The sequence below is a fragment of the Bacillus cereus group sp. MG4 genome (genome assembly GCF_040460055.1).
GTDB lineage: Bacteria > Bacillota > Bacilli > Bacillales > Bacillaceae_G > Bacillus_A > Bacillus_A wiedmannii.
On the sequence record NZ_JARVGZ010000001.1, the window covers coordinates 75,925 to 101,571 of the forward strand.

Here is a 25,647-nt window from a genome sequence, read left to right on the forward strand (position 1 = left end):
CATACCTTTATTGGAATAAAGGTATGTTAGGATCTTTAATGTGCTCGCACAATAAAATATGAATTTGCCCACGATGATGATAAAAGTGTGCAACAATTTCAAGCAACCATTCAAAACGGGAATAAGAAATACCCCAATAAGCAGTCTTAATTTCCGCTAATTCTTCATTGGAATAGAATAAAAAAGTTTTAGAAAGTAAATCGTAGCCCTGTATCATCGTTTTTTGCATTTGCGTAATTGTTTCGGGTGTTTGTTCTTTATAGAAAGTGTGTAGTTGTTTTTCAGTACTACCATTAAAAATGAGTAAATCCGCATGGCAAATAAGAGAAAGATGTGCACACATTTCAAATAGAGATCGCTTTGCGTGAATGGGCTGTATTTTTAAATCGGTTTCATTATATTGGTTAAGCATTTGAATAGAAGTATCAACAGCAACTTGTAGTTGATGCAAGGCAGGTTGAACAAACATTGTAATTCTCCTCTTCTCCGTATATAATAGTTTCTTAAGAGTATTATATCATACTCAAAATTCCGAAAATTCTAGTAGTTTGACTAGCATATTGAAAAGTATTATATTGTAAAAGGTCATATGAAACGTGAAATAGAATGGAATGCAATTATTGAGTTAGGAGTTAGACCAATGAGTTTGAAATATGGAAGAGATACAATTATTGAAGTTGACTTAAATGCAGTAAAACATAATGTAAAAGAATTTAAAAAGCGTGTGAATGATGAAAATATTGCAATGATGGCTGCTGTAAAAGCAAATGGGTATGGTCACGGAGCGGTTGAAGTTGCGAAAGCTGCTATTGAAGTAGGAATAGATCAGCTTGCAGTTGCATTTGTAGATGAAGCGATAGAGTTAAGAGAAGCAGGAATTAACGTGCCGATTTTAATTTTAGGTTATACATCAGTAGCAGCTGCGGAAGAGGCAATTCAATATGACGTTATGATGACTGTTTATAGAAGTGAAGATTTACAAGGTATAAATGAAATCGCAAACCGTCTTCAAAAGAAAGCGCAAATTCAAGTGAAAATTGATACAGGAATGAGTCGTATCGGTTTACAAGAAGAAGAGGTTAAACCATTTTTAGAAGAATTAAACCGTATGGAGTATGTAGAGGTAGTAGGAATGTTTACACATTACTCTACGGCAGATGAAATTGATAAATCATATACGAATATGCAAACAAGTTTATTTGAGAAAGCTGTCAATGCAACAAAAGAATTAGGAATTCATATTCCATATATTCATAGTTCAAATAGTGCAGGTTCAATGGAGCTTAGCAATACATTTCAAAATATGGTTCGTGTAGGTATTGGAATATATGGAATGTATCCTTCAAAAGAGGTAGATCATGCAGTCGTTTCTTTACAGCCTGCGTTGTCGTTAAAATCAAAAGTAGCTCATATTAAACATGCGAAGAAGAATCGCGGTGTAAGTTATGGGAATACGTATGTAACGACTGGTGAAGAATGGATTGCAACTGTACCGATTGGCTATGCTGATGGATATAATCGTCAGTTATCTAATAAAGGGCATGCATTAATAAATGGAGTTCGAGTACCTGTTATTGGCCGTGTTTGTATGGATCAACTTATGTTAGACGTTTCAAAAGCAATGCCAGTACAAGTTGGGGATGAAGTAGTATTCTACGGTAAACAAGGTGAAGAAGAAATTGCGGTAGAAGAAGTAGCGGATATGTTAGGTACAATTAACTATGAAGTTACATGTATGTTAGACAGAAGAATTCCACGAGTTTATAAAGAAAATAATGAAACGGCTGCTGTCGTAAATATACTAAGAAAAAACTGAATCGTTATGATTCAGTTTTTTTATTTTTGACAAATGAAAAATGTTCTGTTTGTACCGTGTAATTGAATGTTCTTAAAACCTACAGATTCCAATGAAGAAATTATTTCTTCATTGGAATAACAAGCTTCCTCAAAAGAAAAGTCACTTCTTTTCCAATTATTATCTATGTCATGTTGAAATAGTATAAAGTTCATTTCTGCTTTTTTATTTTCGTTATCATATGTAGAATCAATTGTACATACATATTCTTCCGCTGAAATATGAAATGAAGCAATCCAATTTTCAAGAAAACCTTTCTCCATATTCATATCAAATACGAATGTACCTTCGCTATGTAATACGGAGTAAACATTATGAAAAACATTTTTTAATTCATCTAATTTTAAAATATGGTTTAAGCTATCGCCAGTAGAGATAACATAGTGAAATTGCTCATTTATATTGAAATAACGAGCATCATCGACGATAAAGGTTGCGTCTGGCGCGTTTTGACGTGCGTATTCAATCATTTGGGCAGAACCATCTATACCAGTTACTAAAAAAGTATTATCAATTAATTTCTTAGTAAGGTGACCAGTCCCGCAGCAAAGATCTAAAATATGAGAATGTGGTGGTGCATATTGTAAAACGAGTTTTTCCAAAAGTAGATAGGAGTGTTCAGCATAATGCCCCCAATGTTTATTATAGATGTCTGCAAAAATATCATAATCAGAATAAATTAGTTTTTTACACATATGTATTCACCTCAAGATTCATTACATTATAATAGTCATGCTTCTTTTTCATTTCAAAACCACATTGTGTATATAGTTTTAAAGCGTGGTTATTTTTTGTTTCGACGTCTAATTCAATTGTTGAAATTCCTTTTGTAATAAGGGTATGTACCATATAACTAAGAATATCTTTTCCGTATCCTTTACCTTGATAAGAAGGATGAACAGCGAATCCTGATAGTGTAGTAGATTGTTCTTGCTCAGAAACTGTAATCGTTCCTATTACTTTTTCGTCGATAAGAGCACAGTAAACTTGATAGGAAGGGGAATTCATCATTTTTTGTAACCATGTAGCGGTATTTTTTGCTGAATCTCCAAAAGCTTTACTGGAAATTTCAATAAGATCAAGAAGTGACCCTGAAGATGCAAGAGTGAGCTGTATAGTATTCTTTGTTGATTTTTGCACTTCTTTTGCTTTGAACTCCATACTATATTCACTATATAAATAAGGTAACTTCATATGTCTTGCAAATTCTTTCCCAGAAGCAGAATCCCCATTCATAATAAGAAGAGCTTCATCTGCCTTTCGTATTCGTATTTCTTTCATTGCGGTTTGTAAAAGAGTAGTGCCTATATGTTGTTTCCTATAGTTCGGATGAACAAACCCTATTAACTCCAGTTTTGTCGGTCTTTCAAAATCATACATACTTAATGCACCGATTAATTGAGTATTATCATAAAATAGGAAATCATTTATCTCTTCATTAGTACGAGCACTTAAAAAGTTTATATGTAAATCTGATGAGTAATTAATTTGATCGTGTTGCCCACAAATATGAGCTAAATCTTTCATTCGCTGAATTTCGTTTGTTATTAAAGATTTCTTTTGTTCAATATTCATTTCATAACCCCTCTCATTCGTATTTAAAAATAGGATGGATGACTAAGCCACTTTTTTAACTCCACGCTGCCCTGAACAGATAATAACCGGTACAAATATCGATAGGGAGGTCTACATTCTGCAAGATGAGGAAGGGGCATAATGGTTTCGTAACCTTGTTTAAAAGCATGTGCCTCTTTTTCTGTAAACACATATTCTAAGCCGATAAAGTCAAACTCCCGGGGAGCAACGGCATAGGCTTCTGTATCTACTAATCCCGTAATAGTTGTACCATCTGATAAAAACTGAGTAGGGTCCATATCAATTAAAACGAGCGTTGATTCCTTTGGTGCTGGTAAGGAAGAAAGTTGTGATTCAAAAGTAGGAAATGCATTTTGTATGCTTTCATTATTGGAATAAAACATATTCACAAGCTCTTTACTCACATTTAAAATGTGTGATTGGAATTCATCTAGTGTAATTTGGAAGGAACCTAATACATTTCCTATGTAATCGGCTTTAAATGTATGTATTTCTGCAAGCCCTTTTCCTAGACTGAATAAAATAGAATCTGGTTGCCCGATAAAAGATTGAACTGTGTTACCTACTAACTTTTCGGCTACAACGAATTCACGGCCATTTAAAATATGTTTTTCTAATATTGCTGGGATAGGAAGATTAGTATGTTCTTGCAGCAATGTATGTACAGTTTTTAAATGATGTACGTTCCTTGGATTAATTCCAAATAGGTTTTTACATCCCCACCAAAAATCATTATTTGGCTCTTCATTCATTTTAGAAGAACGAACGATGACTTCTGCATCTTCTGTTCGGACGAGAAACACATCGCTTGCATGGTCTTCATAACCTGGGTGTAAAGCTTGAATAGATAAAATAGGTGAAGTGAATAGTTGTTGTAGCATGAAGTTGCTCCTTTTTTCTGTAAATTCTATAAATTCATTATATAACAAAATGTGTTCCAAATGGATAAAGATAAGGACAACATAGAACTTAAATAAATTTATAGTGAGAAATCAGTGTGGAAATTATATTTTTCTAGTTTTGTATGAATTATCAAAATAATGTTTCTGATGATAAATCTGTAAAAATGCCTGAATGTAAATCCCGTATTTTTCAATAAATGAAAGGTTAAGCATACTTTTATAAGAGTTATAATGTAGGTTATGAAAAATATTTCTCAATAATAAAATGAAGTGAAAAATATGAAGAAGTAGAATAGATTCCTTTATAATAGTTTTAAATTAATTAATATAATTAACTATTAATATTGTTAGATAGGAGAGAATATGATGGCAAATGTACTCGTAATAAATTTTCCTGGAGAAGGTCATATAAACCCGACTTTAGCTATTGTAAGTCAGTTAATTCGGCGAGGGGAGACAGTTGTTTCGTATTGTATTGAAGATTATAGAAAGAAGATTGAAGCAACAGGTGCAGAATTCCGAGTGTTTGAGAATTTCCTCTCTCAAATTAATATTATGGAACGAGTAAATGAAGGTGGGAGTCCTTTGACGATGCTATCTCATATGATTGAGGCATCAGAGCGTATTGTGACTCAAATTGTAGAAGAAACAAAAGGGGAAAAGTACGATTACTTGATATACGATAATCATTTTCCCGTAGGACGTATTATAGCCAATGTTTTAAAATTACCTAGCGTTTCTTCTTGTACAACATTTGCTTTTAATCAGTACATTACTTTTAATGATGAACAAGAATCAAGACAAGTAGATGAAACGAATCCATTATATCAATCTTGTTTAGCGGGAATGGAAAAATGGAATAGGCAGTATGGAATGAAATGTAATAGTATGTATGATATTATGAATCATCCTGGTGATATTACTATTGTATATACTTCAAAAGAATACCAGCCGCGTTCAGATGTATTCGATGAATCGTATAAGTTTGTCGGCCCATCAATTGCTACTCGAAAAGAAGTAGACAGCTTTTCTATGGAAGATTTAAAAGATGAAAAATTGATTTTCATTTCTATGGGAACAGTTTTTAATGAACAACCTGAACTATATGAAAAATGTTTTGAAGCGTTTAAAGATGTAGAAGCGACAGTCGTATTAGTTGTTGGTAAGAAAATAAATATAAATCAATTTGAAAACATTCCGAATAATTTTAAGTTGTATAATTATGTGCCGCAATTAGAAGTATTACAGTATGCTGATGTATTCGTGACACATGGTGGTATGAATAGTTCGAGTGAAGCGTTATATTATGGTGTCCCGTTAGTTGTAATTCCGGTAACAGGAGATCAGCCTTTAGTTGCGAAACGAGTGACCGAAGTAGGGGCTGGAATAAGGCTTAATCGTAAAGAATTAACTTCTGAATTGTTACGTGAGACTGTAGAAAAAGTTATAGATGATGTGACGTTTAAGGAAAATAGTCGTAAAGTTGGAGAGTCACTTCGAAATGCTGGTGGGTATAATAGGGCAGTTGATGAAATATTTAAAATGAAGATGAATTCATATTTAAAACTTAAATAAATGTTTGGAGCACACTTACTGTAATACGTAAGTGTGTTTTTTAAATAAATTACATAAAAAATCACTGTAAAGGTGAAACTTTTGTGTATATAAACTCATATCTTTGAATTAGTAGTAAAATTACGTTAAAATAATACTAAGAAAATATATAAGTTTTGGGGGTAATGAATGAAAAGAGTATTTGAATACGTATTATTAACAATTGGGTCAATTATTGTAGCGGGTTCATTAGAACTTATTTTAGCACCTAATGGATTAGTAGATGGCGGGGTAACGGCCATTGCTATTATGGCGAATAAAGTTGCAGGATTGCCGCTTTATGGAGTGTTCTTAGGAATTAATATCCCGATTTTATTATTTACTGCAAAAGTAATGGGGAAGAAGTTCTTCATCCGTACATCTTATGCAAATGTAGTTACAACACTCGGATTAATCTATTTAAAACCATTTCCGGCGATTACAACTTCTGAACTATTAATTGTACTTTATGGCGGAGTACTGTTTGGAATTGGCGTTGGGATTGTTGTTAAAATGGGTGGCGCAATAGATGGATCAGAAATGTTAGCGGTTTGGATGAACAAACACTTTAAAGTACCGATTAGTACATTTTTACTTGCTGTAAATGCAGTTATTTTCATATTTGTAGCGATTTTATTTTCAATTGAACAAGCGATGTTCTCATTAGCAATTTTCTATATTGTTACGAAGATGATTGATTTCATATTAGATGGTATTAATCAAGGAAAGAGCGTTATGATTATTTCTGGTAAAAATAAAGAAATAGGCGATCTACTTATGAAAGAATTGCAATTATCCGTTACGTATCTACATGGAGAAGGTGGTTTTTTAGGAGAACATAAGAGAATCATTTATTGTATTACAAACCGTTTCATTTATCCGAAAATGAAAGATCTCGTTCTCTCTGTAGATCCAACTGCTATCATTGAAGCTTCCTATTCAACAGAAACAACTGGTGTTAAGCGTCCGGGAAGGACTGCGAGATCAGAAAAATAGTGAATGAAAATAGCTCCACGTAAGTATAACTTGCGTGGAGCTATTTTTATTTAGCGAACCAGGCCTTTTTCAGTAATTGGACAACGGTTTCGATACGATCCTCTGGAATACTGCCAAAACCGAGCAATACATACGACTCATCCATTACATTATGAACAGAATCGTATGTGGAGAGAGGGTATAACTTAATACGTTCTTTTGCGGCTGCATGAATAAGTTCTTGTTCATTCATCCCGTTATGAACGTGAAGTACAATATGAAGTCCGGATTGTTCACCGAGTATATGAACGTTATTTCCCATCTCGTTTGTAATAGATGTAATTAAAGAAATATGTTTTCTTTTATATAACGTCCGACTTCGGTTAATATGACGTTCCCAATCACCATTTTGAATAAACGTGGCAAAGGTAAGTTGCTGCAGCGTAGAAACAGTTTGTTTAAACATACCACCAAGCTCATCATAGGCTCTTAACAGATGAGGTGGTAAAACAATATATCCCATTCGTAAAGAAGGTAAAAAAGATTTCGAGAAAGTTCCCATATAAATAACACGTTCATTTGCATCTAGTCCTTGTAAAGAAGGAATAGGTTTTCCTATATAACGGAATTCCCCGTCGTAATCATCTTCAATAATATAGCCCTTACAATCATTCGCCCATTTTAATAACTCGAGTCTTCTAGATAACGGCATAATGATTCCAAGTGGAAATTGGTGAGATGGAGTGACATACGCTACATTGCAACCCGATTCACGTAAAGCGGAAATATGAATCCCTTTATCATCTAAAGGGATAGGGTGAACGGTAAGACCAGAACTTTGAATCATAGCAGGAATACGGTGAAATCCAGGGTTTTCGATTCCAAATTCCTTTTTTGAACCAAGCAGCTGAAGTAGTAGCCAAAGAAGAGGCTGCGTACCTGCTCCGATAATAATTTGATCAGGTGAAGAATGTACCCCGCGAGCATGATATAAATACTTTGAAATATGTTCCCGTAGAACGAGCTCACCTTGTGGATCTTCCTTAGCAAATAATTCATTTTCATACTGAAATAAAGTTTCGTGTATTGCTCTTTTCCAGTTTGTTATCGGAAAAGCTTTTTGATCAATAAGTCCTTGACTACAATCATAATCATATTGTTCGTTTTCTTTATTGTTAGCACTGTTTGACGCAATTTGCTGTTTCTTTTGAATGACATCAATATCAACTTCTGCAACAAAAATCCCACGTTTCGGTTTGCTTTCTACATACCCTTCAGCTAGTAATTGTTGATAAGCAGATTCCACTGTAATACGGCTCACATTAAGTTGTAATGCTAAATTTCTGTGAGAAGGAAGGCGTGTACCGGCACGTAGTGACCCATGAGAGATTTCAAGTTTCATATATTCATAAATTTGTAGGTAAAGGGGGGTTTTACTTTGTAATACTAATGGGATAGTCAGATCCATTCGTAGACGCTCCTTTTCATACTGGCCTTATAAAAAAGAATAAAACTGTCACTTAAGCTAAGGGCAGTGGCTTTCTATAATGATGATATAACATTTAGAAAATTTTATAAATAGTAAGGGGAGAATCAAAATGAATATTAGAGAAGTAGTAACAGAAGCGGATTTACATGACGTATTTCCTGTATTACAACAGTTAAGAACAAAACTTTCAAAAGAAGAAGTAAGTTCTTTATTTCAAAAAATGAAAGAAGAAAATTATAAACTGTTTTTGCTACGTAATGAAGGGGATGAAGTTGTGAGTCTAGCCGGTGTAGCGATTTGTACGAATTTTTATAATAAGAAGCACGTTTTCGTATATGACCTTGTAACAGCAGAAGCACATCGTTCAAAAGGGTATGGGAATGTATTACTATCATATATAGAGAACTGGGGAAAAGAAAACGAATGTGAGTCCATCGCTCTTACATCAGCATTTCCTAGATTAGACGCTCACCGCTTTTATGAAAGAGAAGGTTATGATAAGGTAAGTTTTTCTTTTTATAAAGAATTATAAAGAAGGATAGGTTCTATATGACATAATATATAGAACCTATTTTTTTATTACCTTTTTAAATGAGTAGATTGCTTGCTGTCTTTCATAAGTAAGTAAATCGTACTCGGTAAAATGGCAAGCGTCATTCCTAAAATAATTGCGATTATAGCATAACCTCTATACGGAACAGGAACGATAAATGGAAGCCCGGCTAGGAAAATACCTGCTATTATCATTGAAATACTACAAATATTTGAAGCTCTTTTTTCAAGGTGTTTATCATTCCATTCCAATGAAACCGTTGATTTACTCGTATCAATTTTGGAACTGAAATAGCCTATTACTATAAATAAAAGCCCTAATGCTAAAAATATTAAATGATCAAGAGGAAGAGTGAAGCCAAGAGCGATGAGAGCAATGACAATATCGACAAAAAATAAAAATAGTAAAATTGTGTTGCCAATCCAAAGGAGAAATTTCTGGTTACTCGCTGCTTTAGATAAAGCTAAAAATAAAAAGAATAAGAATAAGAATAAGAAGGTACATATAATTATATTTACGATAACAAAAGTGCTTTTATCCATTGTTGATGTAGGCGTTCCATTGAAGTCCCATTTCGTAACAATACGTAATGGTAAGAAGAAATAGAGAATAATATTTGTTGTAATAATAGTGAGAAATAAAGTAATACTAAATCGATTATTCATTGAATCACCAGCTTTCCACATGAATAATTGGTATCTTATAACAAAATTATACAATATAATAAACGATATTTGTTTTGATTTTTCTGAAAAAATATTATAATTATATATGAAATAAAGAGGAGTGTAGGAGGAAATTATGCAAAACGTAAGAGTAAAAGGGGATAAAGTTACAATTCGTGCAATTGAAGAATCAGATATAAAAACATTATGGGATCTCGTATTTAAAGAAGAAAATCCAGAATGGAAAAAATGGGATGCACCGTATTTTCCGTTTTCAATGCAAGAATACTCGTCTTATAAAGAGAAGATGAAAACTCGTTTAAAAGAGGAACCTCTATCCAATTTAATTATAGAAAATAACGGTCAAATTATAGGGACAATCGGGTTTTATTGGGAATATAAACCGACGCGTTGGTTAGAGATGGGGCTTGTTATTTATAATCCAAATTACTGGAATGGTGGTTATGGTACAGAGGCGTTAACATTATATCGAGATTTACTATTTGAAGAGATGGAGATTGGTAGAGTAGGAATCACGACTTGGTCTGGCAATGAACGAATGATGAAAGTAGCGGAGAAAATAGGAATGAGCTTAGAAGGTAGAATGCGAAAATGTCGTTATTATAACGGGACGTACTATGATTCTATTCGAATGGGAATGATTCGTGAAGAATGGGAAGCGTTATATGTAACGAAGGGGTGAGGAAGTATGTACGCTATTATTGCTACATTTGATCGTGTGTTTACTAATAAAATTATAGAATTGCAAAATGAAATAACAAATATCATTGGCACAAATCAATTAGCAGGAGTAGAACCTCATATTACATTAGCTGATTACAATGAGGTAGATGTTAACTTATATACTAAGAAACTAGAGGAGTTTGTAGCTGTTCAAGAAAATATGGCTGCAATAAATTTTCCTTCTGTTGGAGTTTTTTCTACTAATGGAACAATCTTTCTAGCACCGACCATTACAGATGAATTGTTAAAACTTCATCATTCTTATCATGATAATTTTAAAACTTTTCATGATAATTTAAATTCATATTATGTGCCAGGAAAATGGGTTCCGCATTGTACGATTGCAAATAAGTTACATGCAAATCAGTTTTTAATTGCAATGGAATATATTTATGAAAAATTTGATTATGCAACAGCTTCAATTGAGAAATTAAAATTAATTAAGGTGAATTATGAAAAAGGTTTTGCCATTTCTTCTAGTATATTAGCAGAATATAATTTTAAGAGAATGGAGACAACGAGATGACATATGTAATTAGAGAAATGAAGCAAGAAGATATCCATGCGGTACAATCAGTAGCGAAAGTTGCTTGGCATGATACATACGAAAGCATTATTCCGAGAGAGATTCAAGACAGATTTTTAGACGAGGCCTATTCTGATGAAAAAATGAAATATCGTCTTGAAAATACACATTTATTCGTTGCGGAAGAAGAGGGAGAAGTAATTGGCTTTGCAAATTTTTCACCTGTTAGATTGCAAAACGAAGCAGAATTAGGAGCGATTTATTTGTTGCCAGATCAGCAAGGGAAAGGGGTAGGAAGTGCTTTATTACAAAAAGGGTTAACGGAATTAAAAGGAATTCGGAAACTATACATTCATGTAGAAGCAGCGAATGAAAAAGGAAAACGTTTTTATGAAGCGAAAGGTTTTGCACAATTAGAGGAATTTGAAGAAGATTTTGAAGGACATATGATGCAGACAGTAAGGATGGTTTTATACGTATAGGGAGGATTAGTAATGAAAATTTTTGATTTTAGTGAAAAAGTGGGAAAGAAAATCTCAGCATTTCAATCTAATTTCATAATGTCAAAAATATTAAACTATAAAGGAAATGTACATATCGGTGCTATGCGTTTACGAGAGAATGGAATAATTGGATATCATGAAGCAGTTGTATCACAGCTGCTTCTTATTGTGGACGGAGAAGGATATGTATGCGGAGCAGATAAAGAAAAAGTGAAGGTGGAAGCGGGACAAGCTGTGTTTTGGGAGAAGGGAGAGCTTCATGAAACGAGTACGGAAAAGGGATTGATGGCAATTGTAATTGAGTCGGAGGAACTTGAACGAGCAATATTAATGCCTATTAAAGAGGAGAGTTGTGAAAAATGATAGAAAAGGCAAATCGGGAAGAAACGGACGAAATAATACAATATGCAGCTCAATCGCTTTTTGAAGGAACGAGGGGGAATTGTCAGTTAAGTACAGAGAAAGCAATTGAAATTACAAGGCCGATTGTAGAAAAGGGAGCATATTATGTAGTCGTTAAAGAAGAAAACAATGTAATTGGGTGGATATTAATAGGGGAAAATACGGACTATTTTTCTCATGAAAAACTAGGGTTTATATACGAATTGTATGTTTTTCCAGAGTACCGCGGGAAAGGGTTGTCAAGAAAGTTAATGGGGGCTGGTATTAAGGAATTACAAAAAAATTATTCAGAAATTCGTTTGAATGTATTTGCTGGGAATTTTGCGAAAGAGATGTACGAAGAGTTTGGTTTTGTTGAAAGACAGGTAATTATGACTTTGAAATGAGAAAAATATTGCGAGTGGGAGAAGAGAATATGTTGCGTATCTTCAAATGGTGTATCCTGCATTACAAATAGAATCAGCTTACATAAATGAAATAGGACAAAATAATGATTTAGTGAACATTTTATTGCTGGAATTAAAAATGGATAAGTTCTTAAAGATACATAAAATAAAAGGTTTTCTTTAAATTTATAGTAGATTTATAGGGTATGCCTAAAAAATATTAAATTAGTATTATATAATATAATGTTATTATAGTAAAAGATAAAATTTGGAAAAATATCATTTTTTTGTTTAGAAATTTTTAAATTATTGATATAATCAATTTGTAGAATTGATTTTTGGTTAATTTTACTATTTTTAAATTTTAAGGGGGATTTATTCATGGCAGGACAAATTCGCATGTCACCAGAGGAGCTTAAATCGAAAGCGACTCGATATGGACAAGGTGCAAATCAAATTGAGGACATTTTACGTCAACTACAAAACTTACAAAATGAATTAAGAGGAGAATGGGAAGGTCGTGCTTTCGAAGGTTTTGATCAACAGTTCAATCAATTAAAGCCAAAAGTACAAAACTTCGCAGAGTTATTACAAGAAATTAATATGCAGCTTAATAAAACTGCAGAAGCTGTTGCAAGACATGACGAAGATCTTTCTCGTAATTTCGGTCTACAATAAGACAGATAAAAAGAACTATATAATTTAGCCATGCAACCATACGTTGTATGGCTAAATTACTTTAAAACTAGAGTAAGATACGAAGTCTTTAACTTAATAGACTCGCAGTCGCAGGAGTGATAAGTAGTGAAAAAGTTCAAGTGGAGCATCTTGTTGTTTATTATTTTAGCTCTTGTGTTATCAACAGGGGTCTCCTATTTAGCGTTAAATCAAAATGTTAAGAAAGCAAATGAGAATACTACGCAAAAAATGACAGTTGCATTGGTAAATGAAGATCAAGGTACTGTATTTGAAGGTAATAAAATAGCGTTTGGAGATCAATTTGTTAAAAATGTAAATAAAAATACGAAACAAGAATGGTACGTAGTAAGTCGTGGTGTAGCAGAAAGTGGTTTGAAAAATAATAATTACAATATGATGATTGTAATACCTAACGATTTTTCTAGAAAGGCTGTTGCAATTGATTCAGAACTTCCGGAGAAATTAACTTTAAATTACAAAGTAAATGCAACTGGGAATAAAGATTTGAAAGCTGAGGCAGAAAATACAGCTTCTGCTATTTTAGAAGATTTTAATAAGCAAATCATCGATGTTTATTTTGCAAGTGTTATCGGTAAGTTGCAAGGTGCACAAGATAATATAGGTAAAATAATTGAAAAAGGAACCAATCAAACGACTATGTATAAAAAAGATGTACATAGCCCGTTGGCAAATTACACAAACCAATTTAAAACGGTACAAGATTACACTGGTATTTCTGTTAATAGTTTTAAAGGATTCCAAGATGTTTTAAAAGGGTTTGGACAAGCTTTAGATGAAGGGAATAAATCTAATAATACGTATTTAGAAGGATTTAATAACTTTCAAAAAATACAAACGGATAATAATCTGTTAGCGAATAATTTTACAAATCAATTTAATCAGTATATGAGTGATATGAATTCAGGCGATGTTTTAAAACAGTTAAGTGCATTAGAATCTGCGAATAAAATTATCGCAAATCAGTTTACGCTTTCAGAGAAAGATCCTAATATTTTAGCTGATGCTTCAACAATTCAAAAGTATTTAACAGATGTAAAAAAACAAGTGTCAGAATATGATACAGAACTTGCAGGAAAGTTAGAAAGTGATATTCAAGAGACGGTAATTAAAAAGTTAAAGCAATCTATGTCGAATGATGGAAAGCAAGAAATCTTTATAAATACATTAATGAAGCAACCAGATGTTCGAATAAAGAAACAAATCGAAAATTTAATTGCGAAATTACCTAGTTTAAACATGGAAGAAATCGGTCAAAGTGATTTGCCAGATACAACGAAATTACAACTGCAAAATGTAATTCAACTTACAAAAAAATATAATAAAGAAAATAATTTTTATTATGATCCTGTAAATAAAATATCTTTAGGAAGCGCTATTAAAGAAGTAAAGGATAAACTTTATACAGAGGGAATTACATTTAGTGATACTGCGAAAGTAATTAAAATGGAATCTTCACAAACTTTGAAGATAAATATTCCAGAAGAATTTAAACTAGATGGAAGTACAGAAGCGTTACATATTGATGGTGTGGATCGTACAAGTGACTTTCTTCAAAGCGAAGCAGGAGAAATTACAATAGCTCCTCGTAATGAAGGGGATATAAAGATTAGCTTGCATGTAAAGTTAAAAGATCCAAACATCAATATAGATGTTTTCTCTCCTGTAACGTGGCAGTGGGAATTGAGCGGGACTCATAAAAAAGAAACTAGTTCTGAAAAAGAAGAACCTAATAAAGAGGATAAAGGAACACAAACGGAAAATAGCAAGGTGGAAAATGTGGTTCATAAATCACAGTATGGCATAATGCCGTTAGTACACAATGCTAAAACGCATATTATCAAAAAAATGGAAAACACAACAGGCAATAATGAAGGAAGCCAAGGAGGCGGAACAGGGAAAGATAACGGAACTGGAGGAAATCCAGGAGGCGGAACGGGAACAGATAACGGAACTGGAGGAAACCCAGGAGGCGGAACGGGAACAGATAACGGAACTGGAGGAAACCCAGGAGGCGGAACAGGGAAAGATAACGGAACTGGAGGAAACCCAGGAGGCGGAACGGGAACAGATAACGGAACTGGAGGAAACCCAGGAGGCGGAACGGGAACAGATAACGGAACTGGAGGAAACCCAGGAGGCGGAACGGGAACAGACAACGGAACTGGAGGAAACCCAGGAGGCGGAACGGGAACAGACAACGGAACTGGAGGAAACCCAGGAGGCGGAACGGGAACAGACAACGGAACTGGAGGAAACCCAGGAGGCGGAACGGGAACAGACAACGGAACTGGAGGAAACCCAGGAGGCGGAACGGGAACAGACAACGGAACTGGAGGAAACCCAGGAGGCGGAACGGGGACAGATAACGGAACCGGAGGAAATCCAGGAGGCGAAACGGGAACAGATAACGGTAAAGTTATTGAAAGTACAACGAATCAAGTTGTACATCAAAAAACAGAAGTATTAACAAAAAATATATCTAATGTATTAATAAAAGAAGCAGTAGATACAGTTGAAAGTTATCAAGGTTTAATGAGCCTTTACGAAATGTATTATGGGATTGATTTAAGAACGAAAGATGTAGGTCCTAAGCTAGAAGAGGGAAGTTTAGATGCAATTGCAACTGAACAATCTTTGTATTACGTATTAAATAAACAAAGCTTAATTGACTTAATTTCAAATCTTGTTTCAGCTAGTATTACGAGTGAAATAAAGCAAGATATGACAGGTTTAAAACAAAAAATGGACTCTTACCAACAACTCATTACTAGTGCAGATCAAAATTCAATGCTATTAGCAGAGAAGTTAAATGAAACGATGCAGCAAGCAACTAGTATGAATCAAAATTTAGGAGAGTATGTAAAAGGTTTAGCGAAATGGCGTGAGAGTAGCTTAAAGTTAGTGGAAGAGCAACAAGTATTAACGACTAATAATGCAGGTGAACAAACAGCTGTATTATCGTTAGACTCTGGTATTAAATCTTTAACGATGCAAACTCAGTCATTAGTAGAGAGTTCAAAGCATAGTTTAGCGACATCAGATGATGTGTATAAAACATTTGACCAAATTAATGGACAAGCAAAAGAAATTCAAGACAGCGGAACGACAATTGTTTCGAAAGCAGATTCTTTATTAAATGATTTTACGAAGAAAATGGAAGATGATAAAGCATTCTCGAAAAACTTTACGAAGATTTTGGCGAATAGTCGTATTGGAGATCGTCAAAATGAGATGCTATATGAGTTTTTATCTAGTCCAGTTCAGAAACAAAATGATGGGGTAATTGTAGCTGGTAATGCTTTTACACCATACTTAATCGTATTAACTTGTTTCATTGTTGCGTTATTTACGGCATATGCAATTGCGAATCAAGAAAAGAAACGAACACAATCAGATCATTTTGAAGAGAGATTCTCTTTAATTGATATGAATGTACCAACTACAGTAGTAGCATTTGGAATATCGATTGTGGAAGGAATCAGTATAGGAGTCATCTCAGGCCGTCTTTTAAAATTCGGTCAGGATCAAAGTTTACTATGGATTGCGTTTATTACAATCATTATGATGGCGTTCGTATTAGTTTCAACATACTTACTACGACAAATAAAAATGGTAGGAATGTTTATCTTATTAGTATTTTTAAGTATGTATCTATTTTTAACTGAAGCAGTTGGAAGTAAAGTAGACCAAATGTCTTCTGTAGGTAAATTGCGTCAATTTTCACCGCTTCAATATATAGAAAGTTTTCTAAATGATTTTATTAGCGGTAAAGATACAGGAAAAGTTATTTTTATCGTATTGTTTGTAATTGCCATTATAGGATTAGTTAGTAATCTATTTGTATGGCACAAGAAATGGGAGGAAAAAGAAGTAAATGATCAAACAATGGAGCATAGTGGTTAAGTTATCATTTATTTGTTTCCTTTTACTGTTTGTCGCGCTACCGATTAGGAGCGCGGCGGACAGTTATCTTGGTGATGATGGAAAGATTCAGTTTAAAGTAGACCGCTTTGAAGATAAAGACCAAGAAAAAAATAAAAAGGAACATAAGGAAACAGAATTAGATAAAGCATCAATTGAGTTATTTAATAAAGATATAGAAGAAGAAATTCAAAAAAAGAAAAAGAAAGAACAAAAAGAGATGGAATCCTTAAGAGATTCTCTTTTTATAAAACAAAAAGAAAATAATCGTGTTAAAGATACGAAAAACAGTTTGTTTAGCAGTGAATACGTTGTAAGAAAAAGCGCTGATGAAGTAGCAAGTAATCAAACAATGAATGAAAAGCCAATCAGTACAACAATAATCATATTGTTAGGCGGCAGTGTTTTACTTATTTGCATCGGTATTTATACGGTTCTTCGGAAAAGTTGGAGGTAAAGTAATGGCAATACAAACGCATATTAATGTAACGGTAGATTTTAGTAAATGGAATGGAAATACATATGATTTGCGTATTCCGAATCATCAATCTATTAAATATTTATTGAAAAACTTATTAGATACGTTAAAGATTGATAGTCATGAAGGTTCACATTTTGTAATGAAAGTGAAAAATAAGTCAATTATTTTAACAGATAATGATCGTTTAATTGATCACCAAATAACAGACGGAGATATTTTACAAGTTTTATAAAGAATATTTCTTACTTGTAGTTTTTTGAAAATAAGTTATTACTGGTTATAAAGAAAAGGAGAAGAGGATAAACATGACGGAAAAAACAATTCAAATTGATGCAATGAACTATCAATTTCAAATAGAAAAAGAAAATTGGAAATTGGAGATGACAAAATCTCAAACACGTATAAAAGACTTCCGTCAATTCGATATAATTACGGGCGCATCATCTGACTTTGTACCATTAACGATAGAAGAAATGGATGATATGTTTACGTTTCTATTTCAAGTCGACAAAAAATTATATAAGTGGGACGACCTTGGCCGTTTTGGAAGAAATGAGAAATTGAGACTGCTTCGAAATGTTGCGCAATTTCGTAAATATTTAAATAAACGAATTACGTTCTTTTTACATCCAGACAATATAGTTTTTAATGCGAATTTAATGCCAAGTATTATACATAGAGGAATTCGAGATATTGTTCCACCAACCCCGTTGTTAGAAGAGCAATTTTTAACGCAATACAAGTGTCTAATTATTGCTTTATTCTCCGAAAAGCACAATTTTGATGATTTATATGCTGGGTTACTAAAAGATGCAAAAGAAACAACATTTGAACAGACAGTTGCTCAAATGGAAAGCTTAGATGCATTACTGCAGTTTCTTGATGACAGCTTTGAGAAGGAACAAACAAAAACAGAAAAAAATATGCAGTTAGTACCTAAAAAGAGCTATAAATCATTTAAATACTTAGCTTTTTCCTTCATAGCGGCGACAGTTATTTTAGCTGCTCCTTTAATATATTTCACTTTTATAAAATTTCCTTATCAAAATAAATTATTAGAAGCAAATGTGAGTTTCATAGCAACTGATTATGACAAAGTAATTACGCAATTAAATGAAGAGGAATTTGAATCATTACCGATTGCATCTAAATATGAGTTAGCATTTGCATACATTACAGCTGAAAAACTAGGCGAAGATCAAAAGAAATCAATTATGAAAAATATTAGTTTGAAAAGTGATGAAAAGTATTTGTTGTATTGGATGTATAACGGAAAAGGTGATTTTGATAAATCATTAGATTTAGCTAAAACTCTTGATGATCCTCAGCTTATTATGTACGGCCTTGTTAAACAAATTGAATCACTGAAAAATAATCCGGATTTATCAGGTGAAGAGCGTGATCAAAAGTTAAAAACATATGAGCAACAATTAAATGAGTATAAAAAGAAATATGGCGATGCATCAAACGATAAAGACTCGTCGAACACAGAGAAAAAAGAGTAAAGAAGCACTTGATGAGACAGTTGAAAAGGAGCAGTGAACACGGATGGAGCAACTATTAGTATTGACTTATGGAGACAAAATATATAAGTGCACATTACATCCAAATGAGCAATCAATAGTGTCGATTGGAAAAGAGTGGACAAATGATATTACGAATCCAAGTTTAGAACAAGAAGTAGAGTTAAAGTGGAATAATGAAGTAAATGCTTGGATGGTACAAAATCAATTAATAGAGTTCAATAAGGAATTTGAGATTGGAAAAACTAAAGATGTGAGCTTGAAAATCTTTATATCTATTATTGGTACAAATAAAGTGTTTGATATCGGAACGAAACATTCTCTTACATTGAGTCAAAACAGTTATGATGATATTTCTATTACCGGAACGAACGTGGATTTAATGTTATCTCGTGAAACGTTGTACGATTCTTTTAAAGTGAACGTATATGACGGGGATGTATTTCATAATTATACGAAGTTAAAAGGTAGCGTTATGTTAGAAGCAGGAGACGTATTATATTTTGATGGTGTTTTAGTAGAGATAGGCAGTGAAGATATTCAAGTATTGTCTTCAGAAGAGAACGTTAAATCTACATTACCTATTTTAGTAGAATCAGAAACAAATTATCAAAGTGGTTATCCAGACTATCATCGTTCACCACGTATTATTTACCGTGAACCAGAAGAGAAAATGACAATTGCAAAACCTTCAAGTATGCCGTCAAAACCGACTGAGCATTTGGCAAGAATCATTGCACCATCTCTTGTCATGATTGTCGTAACAGTATTACTTGCTATCTTTATGAAATATGGAATGTTTATTATTGCATCGATTGCGATGACGTTAGTAACGATTATTGTTTCTGTCACATCTTATATAAAAAATTTAAAGCAATATAAAATTGACATTGTGGAACGTGATAAAAGTTATAGAGAGTATATAAAACAAAAAACGAAAGATTTACATGCAGAAAGTGAAAAGCAACGTCATGCATTACAATATCATAATCCAAATGTTGAAGTGATACGTAATATGGCTGTGCAAGTAAATCCACGTATATATGAAAAAACAATGCTACATCATGATTTCTTAACATTTAGCGTTGGGACAGGACAAGCTAATACAAGTTTTGAAATCCAATTTAATGAAGAAGAATTTAGTCAAACGAAAGATGAATTAATTGATATAGCACGTGAACTAAGACAGCGTTATCTATCATTGGAAGATGTACCTGTTGTAACAGATTTGATAAATGGACCGGTTGGCTATATTGGACAACGCTCTTTAGTGTTAGAACAATTACAATTATTAGTTGTACAAACCGCATTATTCCATAGTTATTATGACTTGCAGTTTATTACTATTTTTCCTGAAGAAGAAAAAGAAAAATGGGATTGGATGCGCTGGTTACCTCATGGAAGTGTTCGCGATATAAATGTACGTGGATTTGTGTACCATGATCGTAGCCGTGATCAAGTGTTAAATAGTTTGTATCAAATATTGAAAGAACGAAAATTAAAACTAGATGAAAAAAGTTCAACGAATGAAAAAATGTACTTTGCACCGCACTATGTCGTTCTCATTACAGATGAAAAACTAATACTAGACCATGTTGTTATGGAATTCTTTAATGATGATCCGAGTCAATTAGGTGTATCACTTGTATTTGTACAAGATGTTATGCAAAGTTTACCGGAGCACGTGAAAACGGTAATTGATATAAGAGATGCAAAACAAGGGAACATCATCTTAGAACAAGGAGAGCTTGTTAACCGTCAATTTAAACTAAATCACGTACCGAAAGGGTTCAATTTAGAAGATGTTTCACGAGCATTAGCACCGTTAAATCATTTGCAAAACTTAAAAAATAGTATCCCAGAAAGTGTAACATTTTTAGAAATGTATGGTGTTGAGAAAGTAAAAGAACTGGATATCACAAGTCGTTGGGAGAAAAATGCAGCGCATAAATCTTTAGCTGTACCACTTGGATTACGTGGTAAAGAAGATATCGTAAACTTAAACTTACACGAAAAAGCACACGGACCACACGGGTTAATAGCAGGTACAACAGGTTCAGGTAAGTCGGAAATTATACAATCGTATATATTATCTCTAGCGGTCAATTTCCATCCTTACGAAGTAGCCTTTCTACTAATTGACTATAAAGGCGGCGGTATGGCGAATTTATTCAAAAACTTACCGCATTTATTAGGAACAATTACGAACTTAGATGGAGCACAAAGTATGAGAGCGCTCGCATCAATTAAAGCTGAATTGCAAAAAAGACAACGCTTATTTGGGGAAAATGATGTAAACCATATTAATCAGTATCAAAAATTGTATAAAGAAGGCTTAGTAAGTGAACCGATGCCACATCTATTTTTAATTAGTGATGAATTCGCGGAACTGAAGTCAGAACAACCAGAATTTATGAAAGAGTTAGTTTCAACAGCGCGTATCGGTCGTTCACTCGGAATCCATTTAATATTAGCTACGCAAAAACCGAGTGGTGTTGTAGATGATCAAATTTGGAGTAACTCGAAATTCAAACTAGCATTAAAAGTTCAAAATACGTCAGATAGTAATGAAATTTTAAAAACACCAGATGCTGCTGAAATTACATTACCAGGACGTGCGTACTTACAAGTTGGGAATAATGAAATTTATGAACTATTCCAATCAGCTTGGAGCGGAGCAGACTATGTAGAAAACAAAGAGGATAAAGAACATTTAGACGCAACAATCTATGCAATAAATGATCTAGGACAATATGAAATATTAAGTGAAGACTTAAGTGGACTTGGTAGCAGTAAAGAAGTAATAAGCGTACCATCTGAACTGGATGCTGTTATTGACTACATTCACGATTACGCAGAAATAAATGAAATTGAAGCGTTAGCTAGACCGTGGTTACCGCCACTTCCAGAAAGCGTATATTTACAAGACTTACACGCTATTCAGTTCAAAGAAGCATGGACGAAAGAAAAGAAACCATTAAAAGCAACAGTTGGTCTACTAGATCAGCCTGAATTACAATCACAAACACCATTAACACTAGATATTAGTAAAGACGGACACGTAGCGGTCTTCTCAAGCCCAGGCTACGGAAAATCAACATTCTTACAATCAGTCATTATGGATGTAGCTCGTCAGCATAGTCCGGAGCATTTGCATGTGTATTTATTAGACTTCGGAACAAATGGCTTAATGCCATTAAAATCATTACCACATGTGGCGGACATCATTACATTAGACCAAGTTGAAAAATGCGAGAAGTTTCTTCGTCGCATAGAAGACTTATTAAAAGATAGAAAGCAATTGCTAAGTAAATATGGAGTTGCGAGTCTTGAAATGTATGAGAGAGCTAGTAAGGAAGTATTACCAACAGTATTAATTACGTTAGATAACTATGATGCTGTTAGAGAAGCTGGATTTGTCGAAGACTTTGAACGCATTGTTGCACAAATTGTACGTGAAGGGGCAGCAGTAGGAATTCATTTAATGCTTACGGCTACACGTCAAAATGCATTGAGAGTACAAGTAAATACAAATATTAAACTACAAATTGCTCTATATATGATAGATGAGGCAGAATCTAGAGCTATTGTAGGAAGAACAGAGTTAAAAATTGAAGAATTAGCAGGCCGTGGTTTAGTTAAAATTGACGAACCAACAATCTTCCAAACAGCTTTACCGACAAATGGAGAAGATGTCCTTACTCGAATTGAAAATATACAAGCTGAAGGAAAAGAGATGGATTCCTTCTGGGATGGAGAAAGACCGAAAGCAATTCCTATGGTACCTGAAGTTCTGGAATACAAAGAATTCATTGCATGGCCAGAAACAAGAAAAATTATTGAAGCAGGCAAACTAACATTTGGTGTAGAAACAGAAAGCGTTACGCCTCTCGAATTAGATTTAGCGGAAGCGGCTAATATTGTTGTAGGGGGAATCAAGAAAGATGAAGTTGAAAATGTAGTTCATCAATTCCTTCAACAATTAGCTGGTAGTGGACACTTTGACCTAGGTTTAATTGATACAAGAACACGCAATTTCTCAAACTATAGAGAGAGTGCTGCTTTATATGTAGCTGAAAAAACAGGAATTGAGAAAACGATTAAACAAGTTACAAATGCTTATAAATCGAGAGAAGCGGCGTTTAAAGAGGAACAGGAAGCATCAAGTGAAGCAGTGAATCCAGCTGAATTTATTAAGAAATTTAAGCCGATTGTAATTGTAATTGCAGATGTAAATGATATTTTAAGTAATTTAGAAGATAGCGATATATATAGTTTAGCGGAATTAATAACAAATGGTGCATTTATGGGCATCCACTTCGTAATTGGCTGTGATGTTGATTCAATTGACAGTCGATACGACTTAGTTTCAAAAACAATAAAAACACAATCTCATGTTATTTTACTTAGAAAATCATCAGGCCAAATGGTCTTCGATGTATCTAATAAAGATTTAAGTAGTACAAAATTAAATCCATTTGAAGGGTATTTTGTTGAAAATCGTTTTGCTACTAGAATTAAAGTGCCAACTATTTAAGGGGGGATTTGCATGGGGATAGAGGAATTAAATAGTCAAAAATCTGGTTTATTAAGTAGTATAAGTCATCAACAAGGGCAATTGGCTGAATTACAAATGAAACTACGAAGGCTAATAACTGCTAAGGGGAAATTTGTAAATAATCTTGAAGCAATTAAACAAAATCAAGAGCAGTTTAAGTCTTTAGAAATAAACGAGAGTAGTTGGAAAGGGCAAAGAGCAACTGCTTTTAAAGAAACGTATGAACAACAAGTCATTTCTAATTTAGGGAGGTTTATTGGAGAACTAGGGAGAGTGCAAGAAGACATCGATCAAGCCATACGGCGGCTTGAAAGAGAAATCGCTACATGTGAGTCTAGTATTCTTTCTCTAAGTAGAAGTGTTTCAATGGTTGACGCTAGTATTCAAGTAGAAGTACAGAAAGCGGGGAAATGATAAATGGGGGAAATTAAATTAAATAAAGGGGTATTTGATGCGAAAGTAAGTGAATTGAAAAGTGGCGCTAGTGATTTAGGTAAGACTAAATTTAATGGTATGCAGTTGAGTCGTACGAATTTAAGTAAACTGAAAAAATATTGTGAAGCGATTGAAAAGTTATCGAAAAAAGTGCAGCAATATGAACAAATACTACAAAAAGATATTAGTAGAATTCAGCAAACAGGACAAGAAATAGTTCAGCAAGATGAAAAGCTTGGAAAAGATTTGAAAGACAGTTCAGCGCACCGTGCTATGTAAAGGGAGAGGGGGGAGAAAATATGAGCAAAATCATAGAGTTACAAGAAGTAAAAGAACTGCAAGAGCGATTTAATTCAAATGCTGAAGAATTAAATCAATATTTGGAAACATTGCAGCAAAAAATAGAGGACTTTACACAAATTAACTCTTTTCAAGGGAAAGCTGCTGCGGATATTAAGGAATATTTATCGACAGTTCATGGAACTATTATCACTGGATTTACAGCTACAGCCGAAGTGTTAAAAAGTCAATTTCAAAAAGCAATAGAGGAGTTTAACAGTGAGGTTGAAAGTGATGCAGATGCAAAAATTCATGGAAGTTATTTGGATGATGTAAAGAAAAAAGTTAATGGATATAGTGAGGGATTTAGCCACTCTAATGAAGAGGCGAAAAAAACAGTAGGTACGATTAGTGACATCGTCGCAATTCAATATCCATCATCATCAAGCATCACTGAAGGCGCTGTCAAAAGCCAAAAAGAAATCAGTGATACATTAGAAAAATTAGAGACTTATAACAGTAAGCAAAGTGACCTGCAAGAGTTTGATGAATTAATGCGTAAAATAGATGAGGGAATGAAACAAATAAAAGTGAATAATGGGAATTTGTCTAGCGCCTCAATAGGGAAGTTATTAGCTGACACATCAATTGGAAATATCATTAAGGGATTGGCAGATGCCATGACTAAGTTTGATATTGGGAATAAGGGAGCTAAGGCTACTTTAAATGCTTACATACGCATGCATTATGTTAAAAAGAAATTGGGTTTGGAAGTTCTTTTTGATCCTAAAGGCCGAAAAGGTAAAGGGGTATATACATTATCGACTTCTAAGAAAGAAGATATGGTTTTAGCAGAAAGAATACTTAAAATGGATAATAAAGATGACGTTTTATTCAAATATTTAAAGGATAAATTAGAATTTAAATTCGAAGGTTTGAAAACAACAAAGGAACAAATAAAAAAGGCACGCAGAAATATTTATAAATTACCAGAGTTTCAAAATTACGCAGATTTTCAGATGGATCGGGTGAACAAAGGATGGCCTACCGCGATTGGGAAAAAAGGACTGAGTTCATTTAAAGCTGCTTGGGCAGACGGCTTAAAGGATATTAATCCTATGAAATGGAAAGAAGCTTTTAAAGGCCTAGGTAAAGCAGGAGGAATATTGAAAGGAGCAGGTATTTTTGGAGCGGTTGTGTCAGTTGGAGGTAATATTGTAGACGCTAAGCAAGGTGTAGATGATAGAAAAGGTGGTTGGCAGTTAAAAGATGTAGTGGATATAGCAACAGATTCAGCTGTAGATATTGGAGCGAATGCTGGAGCGATGGCAGCTGGAGCTGTAGCAGGATCGTTTTTCCTTCCGCCGCTTGGTACTGTGGTAGGAGCTGGTACGGCGGTAGTTGGTACATGGCTATTAAATAAAAAATGGAATGGGGAAGACAATGCGATAGATTATGTTAAAAAAGGAGTGAAAAATGTAACTGAAAAGATTAATGAAAAATTAAAAATAGGAGAAAAACTAAAATCTGTATTTTGGTAA

The 25,647-nt window shown here is 33.7% G+C and carries 24 protein-coding genes; 18 read left to right on the top strand and 6 right to left on the bottom strand.

All coding sequences use genetic code 11. The features are described 5' to 3' along the window. Positions 1–7: 7 nt before the first annotated feature. Complete coding sequence (locus tag QCI41_RS00435) at positions 8–469, bottom strand: DinB family protein (protein WP_353838745.1); 462 nt, start codon at positions 467–469, stop codon at positions 8–10. 171 nt (positions 470–640) lie between these two features. Between QCI41_RS00435 and alr the strand changes: the two genes are divergently transcribed. Next, on the top strand, positions 641–1,816 hold the full coding sequence (alr, locus tag QCI41_RS00440; RefSeq protein ID WP_353838744.1) for an alanine racemase: 1,176 nt from the start codon (positions 641–643) through the stop codon (positions 1,814–1,816). A 20-nt stretch (positions 1,817–1,836) separates the two neighbouring features. On the opposite strand, the gene QCI41_RS00445 is transcribed toward alr, so the two are convergent. From QCI41_RS00445 to QCI41_RS00455, 3 genes are read right to left on the bottom strand one after another with little or no spacing between them, the layout of a single operon-like run. After that, the gene (locus QCI41_RS00445) at positions 1,837–2,550 is read right to left on the bottom strand and encodes a class I SAM-dependent DNA methyltransferase (RefSeq protein WP_353838742.1); all 714 of its coding nucleotides are present in this window, start codon (positions 2,548–2,550) and stop codon (positions 1,837–1,839) included. Next, the gene (locus QCI41_RS00450) at positions 2,543–3,430 is read right to left on the bottom strand and encodes a GNAT family N-acetyltransferase (protein WP_046959230.1); all 888 of its coding nucleotides are present in this window, start codon (positions 3,428–3,430) and stop codon (positions 2,543–2,545) included. Before QCI41_RS00450 ends, QCI41_RS00445 begins: the two co-directional genes overlap by 8 nt. Positions 3,431–3,453: 23 nt before the next feature. After that, positions 3,454–4,332: a nitrate reductase gene (locus tag QCI41_RS00455; protein ID WP_353838741.1), complete on the bottom strand. Its 879-nt coding sequence runs from the start codon at positions 4,330–4,332 to the stop codon at positions 3,454–3,456. A 387-nt stretch (positions 4,333–4,719) separates the two neighbouring features. On the opposite strand from QCI41_RS00455, the gene QCI41_RS00460 reads away from it, so the two are divergent. Further along, positions 4,720–5,928, top strand: coding sequence for a macrolide family glycosyltransferase (locus QCI41_RS00460; RefSeq protein ID WP_098084167.1), 1,209 nt, complete (start codon positions 4,720–4,722; stop codon positions 5,926–5,928). Between the two features lie 168 nt (positions 5,929–6,096). Next, positions 6,097–6,942, top strand: coding sequence for a YitT family protein (locus QCI41_RS00465; protein WP_353838740.1), 846 nt, complete (start codon positions 6,097–6,099; stop codon positions 6,940–6,942). 46 nt (positions 6,943–6,988) lie between these two features. Here QCI41_RS00465 and pdxR read toward each other — a convergent pair whose 3' ends face one another. Continuing rightward, positions 6,989–8,389 (bottom strand): MocR-like pyridoxine biosynthesis transcription factor PdxR, encoded by a 1,401-nt coding sequence (gene pdxR / locus QCI41_RS00470; protein ID WP_353838739.1) that lies wholly within the window; start codon positions 8,387–8,389, stop codon positions 6,989–6,991. A 130-nt stretch (positions 8,390–8,519) separates the two neighbouring features. Between pdxR and QCI41_RS00475 the strand changes: the two genes are divergently transcribed. Beyond that, positions 8,520–8,942: a GNAT family N-acetyltransferase gene (locus QCI41_RS00475; RefSeq protein ID WP_353838738.1), complete on the top strand. Its 423-nt coding sequence runs from the start codon at positions 8,520–8,522 to the stop codon at positions 8,940–8,942. A gap of 47 nt (positions 8,943–8,989) precedes the next feature. On the opposite strand, the gene QCI41_RS00480 is transcribed toward QCI41_RS00475, so the two are convergent. Further along, positions 8,990–9,628, bottom strand: a complete 639-nt coding sequence (locus tag QCI41_RS00480) for a DUF1648 domain-containing protein (protein ID WP_353838737.1) — start codon at positions 9,626–9,628, stop codon at positions 8,990–8,992. A gap of 136 nt (positions 9,629–9,764) precedes the next feature. Here QCI41_RS00480 and QCI41_RS00485 point away from each other — a divergent pair, with 136 nt between their 5' ends. From QCI41_RS00485 to QCI41_RS00550, 14 genes are all read left to right on the top strand, one after another. After that, on the top strand, positions 9,765–10,331 hold the full coding sequence (locus QCI41_RS00485; protein WP_098077113.1) for a GNAT family N-acetyltransferase: 567 nt from the start codon (positions 9,765–9,767) through the stop codon (positions 10,329–10,331). A gap of 6 nt (positions 10,332–10,337) precedes the next feature. Next, positions 10,338–10,898 (top strand): 2'-5' RNA ligase family protein, encoded by a 561-nt coding sequence (locus QCI41_RS00490; protein ID WP_088121949.1) that lies wholly within the window; start codon positions 10,338–10,340, stop codon positions 10,896–10,898. Continuing rightward, positions 10,895–11,380 (top strand): GNAT family N-acetyltransferase, encoded by a 486-nt coding sequence (locus QCI41_RS00495; protein WP_000222830.1) that lies wholly within the window; start codon positions 10,895–10,897, stop codon positions 11,378–11,380. The genes QCI41_RS00490 and QCI41_RS00495 overlap by 4 nt, the downstream gene beginning before the upstream one ends. 12 nt (positions 11,381–11,392) lie before the next feature. Continuing rightward, positions 11,393–11,764, top strand: coding sequence for a cupin domain-containing protein (locus QCI41_RS00500; RefSeq protein WP_046954930.1), 372 nt, complete (start codon positions 11,393–11,395; stop codon positions 11,762–11,764). Then, positions 11,761–12,189 (top strand): GNAT family N-acetyltransferase, encoded by a 429-nt coding sequence (locus QCI41_RS00505; protein WP_353838736.1) that lies wholly within the window; start codon positions 11,761–11,763, stop codon positions 12,187–12,189. The genes QCI41_RS00500 and QCI41_RS00505 overlap by 4 nt, the downstream gene beginning before the upstream one ends. A gap of 381 nt (positions 12,190–12,570) precedes the next feature. Beyond that, positions 12,571–12,867, top strand: coding sequence for a WXG100 family type VII secretion target (locus tag QCI41_RS00510; protein WP_000918598.1), 297 nt, complete (start codon positions 12,571–12,573; stop codon positions 12,865–12,867). Between the two features lie 126 nt (positions 12,868–12,993). Beyond that, the gene (gene esaA / locus QCI41_RS00515; RefSeq protein WP_353838735.1) at positions 12,994–16,812 is read left to right on the top strand and encodes a type VII secretion protein EsaA; all 3,819 of its coding nucleotides are present in this window, start codon (positions 12,994–12,996) and stop codon (positions 16,810–16,812) included. Beyond that, positions 16,784–17,287, top strand: coding sequence for a type VII secretion protein EssA (gene essA / locus QCI41_RS00520; RefSeq protein WP_002135896.1), 504 nt, complete (start codon positions 16,784–16,786; stop codon positions 17,285–17,287). The genes esaA and essA overlap by 29 nt, the downstream gene beginning before the upstream one ends. Positions 17,288–17,291: 4 nt before the next feature. After that, the gene (locus tag QCI41_RS00525; RefSeq protein WP_353838734.1) at positions 17,292–17,543 is read left to right on the top strand and encodes an EsaB/YukD family protein; all 252 of its coding nucleotides are present in this window, start codon (positions 17,292–17,294) and stop codon (positions 17,541–17,543) included. A gap of 73 nt (positions 17,544–17,616) precedes the next feature. Then, positions 17,617–18,816: a type VII secretion protein EssB gene (gene essB / locus QCI41_RS00530; protein ID WP_046959240.1), complete on the top strand. Its 1,200-nt coding sequence runs from the start codon at positions 17,617–17,619 to the stop codon at positions 18,814–18,816. A gap of 43 nt (positions 18,817–18,859) precedes the next feature. Then, on the top strand, positions 18,860–23,371 hold the full coding sequence (gene essC / locus QCI41_RS00535) for a type VII secretion protein EssC (RefSeq protein WP_353838733.1): 4,512 nt from the start codon (positions 18,860–18,862) through the stop codon (positions 23,369–23,371). Positions 23,372–23,383: 12 nt separating this feature from the next. Next, positions 23,384–23,806, top strand: a complete 423-nt coding sequence (locus tag QCI41_RS00540) for a YwqH-like family protein (protein WP_088121953.1) — start codon at positions 23,384–23,386, stop codon at positions 23,804–23,806. Between the two features lie 3 nt (positions 23,807–23,809). Next, positions 23,810–24,106 (top strand): TIGR04197 family type VII secretion effector, encoded by a 297-nt coding sequence (locus QCI41_RS00545; RefSeq protein WP_353838732.1) that lies wholly within the window; start codon positions 23,810–23,812, stop codon positions 24,104–24,106. A gap of 20 nt (positions 24,107–24,126) precedes the next feature. Continuing rightward, complete coding sequence (locus QCI41_RS00550) at positions 24,127–25,647, top strand: T7SS effector LXG polymorphic toxin (protein WP_353838731.1); 1,521 nt, start codon at positions 24,127–24,129, stop codon at positions 25,645–25,647.